The organism is Mesorhizobium sp. M7A.F.Ca.US.014.04.1.1, assembly GCF_003998745.1.
GTDB lineage: Bacteria > Pseudomonadota > Alphaproteobacteria > Rhizobiales > Rhizobiaceae > Mesorhizobium > Mesorhizobium ciceri.
Window position 1 is genome coordinate 1 of record NZ_RZRW01000386.1, and the last position, 5,661, is coordinate 5,661.

At 64.5% G+C, this 5,661-nt stretch carries 7 protein-coding genes; 3 read left to right on the plus strand and 4 right to left on the minus strand.

The window, feature by feature from the left end; all coding sequences use genetic code 11:
* Positions 1-394, minus strand: a 394-nt coding sequence (locus EOA22_RS22735) for a DNA polymerase Y family protein (protein ID WP_164755740.1), incomplete at its 3' end; no start/stop codon positions are given.
* Entirely contained in the window at positions 336-1,358 is a 1,023-nt protein-coding gene (locus EOA22_RS39005) for a hypothetical protein (RefSeq protein ID WP_024504051.1), read from the minus strand. The genes EOA22_RS22735 and EOA22_RS39005, both read right to left, overlap by 59 nt.
* 182 nt (positions 1,359-1,540) lie before the next feature.
* Between EOA22_RS39005 and EOA22_RS22745 the strand changes: the two genes are divergently transcribed.
* Positions 1,541-1,963, plus strand: a complete 423-nt coding sequence (locus EOA22_RS22745; RefSeq protein WP_023763026.1) for a metallopeptidase family protein — start codon at positions 1,541-1,543, stop codon at positions 1,961-1,963.
* A gap of 187 nt (positions 1,964-2,150) precedes the next feature.
* On the opposite strand, the gene EOA22_RS22750 is transcribed toward EOA22_RS22745, so the two are convergent.
* Positions 2,151-2,357, minus strand: coding sequence for a DUF1737 domain-containing protein (locus tag EOA22_RS22750; protein WP_013528780.1), 207 nt, complete (start codon positions 2,355-2,357; stop codon positions 2,151-2,153).
* A gap of 51 nt (positions 2,358-2,408) precedes the next feature.
* Positions 2,409-3,284 carry a CoA ester lyase gene (locus EOA22_RS22755; protein ID WP_063169572.1) on the minus strand — a complete coding sequence of 292 codons (876 nt, stop codon included), beginning with the start codon at positions 3,282-3,284 and terminating at the stop codon, positions 2,409-2,411.
* Positions 3,285-3,623: 339 nt separating this feature from the next.
* On the opposite strand from EOA22_RS22755, the gene EOA22_RS22760 reads away from it, so the two are divergent.
* Both EOA22_RS22760 and EOA22_RS22765 read left to right on the plus strand, forming a co-directional pair.
* Positions 3,624-5,162, plus strand: coding sequence for a DUF4173 domain-containing protein (locus EOA22_RS22760; protein ID WP_063169571.1), 1,539 nt, complete (start codon positions 3,624-3,626; stop codon positions 5,160-5,162).
* A gap of 3 nt (positions 5,163-5,165) precedes the next feature.
* On the plus strand, positions 5,166-5,661 hold a 496-nt coding region (locus EOA22_RS22765), incomplete at its 3' end, for a response regulator transcription factor (protein WP_164755742.1).

Sequence of the window (5,661 nt, forward strand, 5' to 3'; positions counted from 1 at the left end):
CAACGATGCGGTCGCCGCAAAAGCGTGCCGCCGCCCAGGCCGCACCCGGCGTCGCGGCAAGCCCGGCGCGGACATCGAAACCCTGATGGAAGAAGCGCGACAGGATGTCGTCCAGCATGGCGCGCTCGCCGCCGAACAGATGGGTGCAGCCGGTGACGTCGAGAAACAGGCCGTCTGCCCCGTCCAGCGCCACCAGCGGGGTGTAGCGGTCGCACCAGTCGGCGAGGCCTTCGAGCAGGCGGCGATCGGCTTCCGGATCGGCCTCGACGACGTCGATCGACGGATGCATGGCGCGCGCATCGGCGATGCCCATGTCGCGCTTCAGGTGCAGCGCCTCAGCCCGCTCGTCGAGGGCCGAGATGCGCTGTGCGTTGCGGTCGCGATGGCTGATCACGAGCGGCGGGTGAGATGGGTGATCCGACGACCGGGAACGCCAGGACCGCCCCAGACGCTGGCGCAGGATCCTTTCCGCCGCCAGATAGGGAAACCACAGGGACAGGATTCTTTGCCCGGTCTCTTGCCTCGCCCGCTCTTTCGTCGAATGCGCGTTCATCGGGGTTCCACTCCAGTGTGAATTGTCCAGGCAGGGCCGTGCGGCTCTTGCCGATGGTGAGGGTGAAGGCCGGGCGGCCGATCGAGCCGGCCAGCGGCCCGGCGATGGTGTCGCGCGGCACCGCCGGCGCCGAGGCGACGATGAGGCGGACGGGTGCCGCCGTCGGTTCGGGCCCAGCCGCCTGCCGCAGCAGGAACACCGGCCGGCCGGCCGCTTGCGCCCTTGCATGCAGCCGGCGTGTCGCGGTCAGGTCAAGCCGCTGCGGATTGCCGCGGATTTCCAGGATGACGGCGGCGAGCGCCGTCATCCGGGCCGCCTCCTCGGCGACCCACAGCGCATCGACGAGCCTTGGCGCCTCGGAAAACAGCAATTGCTCCGGCTCGATGCCGAACGAGGCGTGAAGCCCCCTGGCATAGGGAAAGCCGGCCTCGCGAAAAATCTCCGATGTGCCGATCCACAGCACCGGCAGCCCCGGCGTTTGCTTGAGGATCAGGCTGGTGAGCGACAAAGCGAAGCCGGCGACGGCCCCGGCATCGCGGGTTTCAAGCCCATGGATTTCGCTCAGGGCGGCCTTCGGCAGCCCGCCGCTCAGGGCGGCATCGAGGCGCCCGACGCCGATAGGCAGGAACGCATCCGGCAACGCCGCGGCAATGCCACGCCGGACGATTGTGAGATCAGTGTTGACGTCAGCATCAAAGGGTGCGGCTGCCGGCGCAGCCAAGCGCTCGGGCAGCGTTCCCTCGATTTTCGCGATCTGGCGGCGCAGGGCAAAAACAGTCTCCCGCGCCACGGCGGTCATCGCCATGACGGTCAGCTTCCACTCACAATTGTTCCTGTTATGTTCCTATAGATTCCAGAGCGCATCCCAAGAGTCAAGCAGAGTCATGGGGAATTTATTCCTCTCTGCAGGGATGGCGCAGGCGCATCGGCCCGTTCATTTGCCGATTCCGGTGCGAAAGCCTATATGCCGGGATCAAAGGATAAAGCATGGCCCGCATCTACAAGACCCGCACCTGGCACGACGAACTCTCGCCCTCGATGGACGAAATGGAGTTCCTGGCGCTGGAGGCGTACGCCCATCTGCCGGAGGATTTTCGCAAGCTGACCGGCGAGATCGTCATCCAGATCGCCGAATTCCCGACCGACGAAATCATGGACGATCTGTCGCTGGAAACGCCATTCGACCTGCTCGGCCTGTTCGAGGGACGCGGCATCGCCGAGCGCTGGAACCCGCAGACCGGGGAAGGCCCGAACCGCATCACGCTCTACCGCCGCGCCATCCTCGATTACTGGTCCGAGAACGAAGAGACGCTGGGCGACATCGTCACCCACGTGCTGATCCACGAGATCGGCCACCATTTCGGCCTGTCGGACGATGATATGGAGAAGATCGAAGAGGCGGCGGAGTAGGGTGCGCTGATATTCAGGTGATGCCGGCCTGCAAATGATGGCTTCCTGCGCTTCCCCGCTCTACCGCGTCGCGGTAGAACGGTGCTCACGTACCCAAAAGTACGCTCCGCTCCGGTTCTCGGAAACCACCATTTTCGACTCGGCCTGACCTGAATCTCAACACACCCTGCGTCGGAGCTTTTCAAATCTACCAGTCACTCAGCTTGGTATCGGGCCCGTATTCCTGACCGTCGATATCCTTGACCACGGCCTGGCCGCAACGCATCGCTTTGGCCTTCTTGTCGTAGGCATAGGTCGGCGAGCCGAACAGATGCCAGCCCTTGTTCAGCGCCGCTGTCACCTTGTGGCAGAAGCTGGCATCGTCCGGAGCGGACAGAAAGCGGTAGAGTTTCATTGTTCAATTCCTGTCGTGAGTAGCTGTAGCCCGCTCGCATCCATCGAGCATTTATGACCCGATGGCGGCTGCCTTCGCCAGCAGTTTTTCGGCCTTCGCCAGATGCAGCCGCTCGACCATCCTGCCGTTCAGCGCGATCACGCCCTTGCCGGCATTCTCGGCGAGCGCGAAGGCTTCCTTCACCGAGCGTGCCTCGGCCACCGCTTCCGTGGACGGCACGAAGGCGCGGTTGGCGGCTTCGATCTGGGCCGGGTGGATGAGGCTCTTGCCGTCGAACCCCATGGCCGCGGCTTCCGCGCATTCATGGGCGAAAGCGTCGAGGTCGCGAAAATCGTTGGAGACGCCGTCGAGCATGTCGATGCCGCCGGCGCGTGCGGCCAGCACCATCTGCATCAGCCATGGCACGAGGTAGCGCCTGTCAGGCGTCGCCAGAATGCCGGTCTCCTTGACCAGATCATTCGTTCCGGCAACGAAACAATTGAGCCGCGAGGCCGGATCGCGGCCAAGTTCGGCGATGGCGCCGATGTTGAGCAGCGCCTTGGGCGTCTCGATCATCGCCCATAGTTTCACGCTGTGGGGAGCGAAATTATCGTCGAGCACGTCGCCGGCCGCGAGCAGGTCGCGCGGCGTGTCGACCTTGGGCAGAAGGATGCCGTCGGGTTCGCAGCTTGCGGCAGCCAGCAGGTCGTCGGCGCCCCATTCGCCTGATATCGCATTGATGCGCACGATCATCTCGCAGCGTCTCTCGGAATGGCCGGCGAAAATGCCGGCCAGTTTTTCGCGGGCGGCGATCTTGTCGGCCGGAGCGACGGCGTCTTCCAGGTCGATGATGATGGCATCGCAGGCAAGCTGCGCGATCTTGGCCAAGGCCTTGTCGCTGGAGGCCGGGATGTAGAGCACGGAGCGGCGCGGGCGATAGGTTTCCATGGATGATCTATGCCGCTTGTGGGCGGGTGAGGCAAGTCGGGGCATGAAGCTACCAATCTCCCCCACGAGGGGGGAGATCGGCAGCGTTTACCCCTGCACGAAAACTGCACGGGCCTGCGGAAAACCTCCTCGGATCCGCCCTGCCCTTTCCCCGCCCGCTTGCGAGACAAGCGGCATGCACAAGCGAGCAAAGCCCCGTTGGTCCCTGCCTCACCGACTGCGGAGCGAGGGCTGGTGGCTGGCCGATCCGCCGCGCGCGTGTCCCGTCGCAACCCTCATTCCCTTTGTCCGCAGAAGCCCGCCAACGGTTCGGCTGGAAGCCATCAGGAAAGCCAGGTCATGACAGCGTTGTTCTCCGCCGCGCCGAGCTATTGCAGCCGTTTCGGTGTCGCCATCCTGCTGGCAGCGCTCGCGGATTTTCTGTTCTATGGCCAGCCCGCCGGGATCACGGTTTTCCTGTTCGCCCTGCTGATTGCCGCGGCGGTCGTCGCTGTGCACCCGGCCGCCTTCAACGACGGCCGGGTCTGGCTCAAGCCCATCGCCTTGCTTGTCCCGCTGCTGCCGCTGGCTGAAAATGTCAGCACCCTGTCGGTCTCGATCGCGCTGGCGGCGCTGACCGTCTTCGCGCTTTCGTTGAGCGGTCGGCTGCGGCACAGCATCGCCCGCATTGCCGGGCAGATCGTGCTGTTCGGGCTGGCGGCGCCGTTCCGCTTCGTCATTGATTTCATCCGCTGGCGGAGGACGGCGCGGCGGTTCGGTGGGCGCCGCATCCGGCTGGCGGCGATCGCCGTCTGGGTGATGCCGCTGACGCTGGGCGCGGTCTTCCTGGCGCTGTTCGGTGCCGCCAATCCGGTCATCGACTATTGGCTGTCGCTGATCGATCTCGTGAGGCTGCTCGATCTTATCCAGCTGGCGCGGATTGCCTTCTGGCTGTTCGTGCTCGCCGCTGTCTGGGCTTTTCTGCGACCGCGCATGCCGCGCCTGGTTCGCCGCATCCCGCGCGCGTTGCCGGCGGTCAGCGCTCAAGCCGGCAAAACCGCCACCACCATCGAAGACATCCTGTTCGGCAAGGCCGCCATCCTGCGCGCCCTGATCGTCTTCAACATCCTGTTTGCGCTGCAGACGGCGCTCGACGCCGCCTATCTGTGGGGCGGGGCAGCGCTTCCCGATGGGCTGAGCTACGCCTCCTACGCGCATCGTGGCGCCTATCCCTTGATCGTCACGGCACTGCTTGCCGCCGGCTTCGTGCTGGCAGCGCTGCGACCCGGCAGCGAAACCTCGGCCGATCCGCTGATCCGCCGGCTGGTCTATGTCTGGGTGGCGCAGAACATCATGCTGGTCATCTCGTCGATCCTGCGGCTCGACCTCTATGTCGGCATCTATGCATTGACCTACTGGCGCGTCGCCGCCTTTGTCTGGATGGGGCTGGTGGCAGCAGGCCTTGCCCTGATCATTGCCCGCATCGCGCTTAGAAAATCCAACGAATGGCTGCTGTCCGCCAATCTTCTGACGTTATCCCTGACGCTTTATGCCGGCTGTTTCATCAATTTCGCAGCAACGATCGCCAATTACAATGTCGACCATTCCCTCGAAATGACCGGCCAGGGCATTCCCCTAGACGCCTGGTATCTTCACTCGCTCGGTCCGGGCGCGTTTCCCGCGCTTGATCGCTTCCTCGAGCACCAGGGCAAGACGGCGGCCGCCGGCACTGTCCGCGAACTGGCCGGCGTGCGCGGCAGCGACGAAATCTGGTATCGAACTATCCAGCAGAACTGGCGGGCCTGGAGCTTTCGCGACTGGCGGCTGCTTCGATATCTCGACACCAAGGAGCCGTTCGTGATTCCCTCCGCTATCGAACCTTCCATGCCGGGCCGCTGATCCATGCCGCATCACATCCTCGTCGCCGACGATGACCCGCACATCCGCGAGGTGATCTGCTTTGCCTTGGAGAAGGCCGGCATGAAAACGACAGGGGTGGCCGACGGTGCCGCCGCCTTGCAGGCAATCGGCCGCCGGGCACCGGACCTCGTCGTGCTCGATATCGGCATGCCGGAAATGGACGGGCTGGAGGTCTGCCGGCGGCTGCGGCACATATCCGATGTGCCGGTGCTGTTCCTCTCTGCGCGCGACGAGGAGATCGACCGCATCCTCGGGCTCGAAATGGGCGGCGACGACTATGTGACGAAACCATTCAGCCCGCGCGAGCTGGTTGCCCGCGTCAACGTCATCCTGCGGCGCGCCCGCCCGGCGGTGCCCGAACCGGCCGACGACAGGCAGTTTTCGCATGGCAAACTGGCTCTGGCGCCGGCCAGCCATACCGCCAGCTTCGACGGCAAGCCGTTATCGTTGACAGGAATAGAGTTCTCGATCCTGAAGG

Bases quoted from the DNA above. Each gene is read 5' to 3' on its own strand.
- EOA22_RS22750 (WP_013528780.1), bottom strand. From the start codon at position 2,357: ATGAAACTCTACCGCTTTCTGTCCGCTCCGGACGATGCCAGCTTCTGC.
- EOA22_RS22760 (WP_063169571.1), top strand. From the start codon at position 3,624: ATGACAGCGTTGTTCTCCGCCGCGCCGAGCTATTGCAGCCGTTTCGGT.
- EOA22_RS39005 (WP_024504051.1), bottom strand. From the start codon at position 1,358: ATGGCGATGACCGCCGTGGCGCGGGAGACTGTTTTTGCCCTGCGCCGC.
- EOA22_RS22745 (WP_023763026.1), top strand. From the start codon at position 1,541: ATGGCCCGCATCTACAAGACCCGCACCTGGCACGACGAACTCTCGCCC.
- EOA22_RS22755 (WP_063169572.1), bottom strand. From the start codon at position 3,284: ATGGAAACCTATCGCCCGCGCCGCTCCGTGCTCTACATCCCGGCCTCC.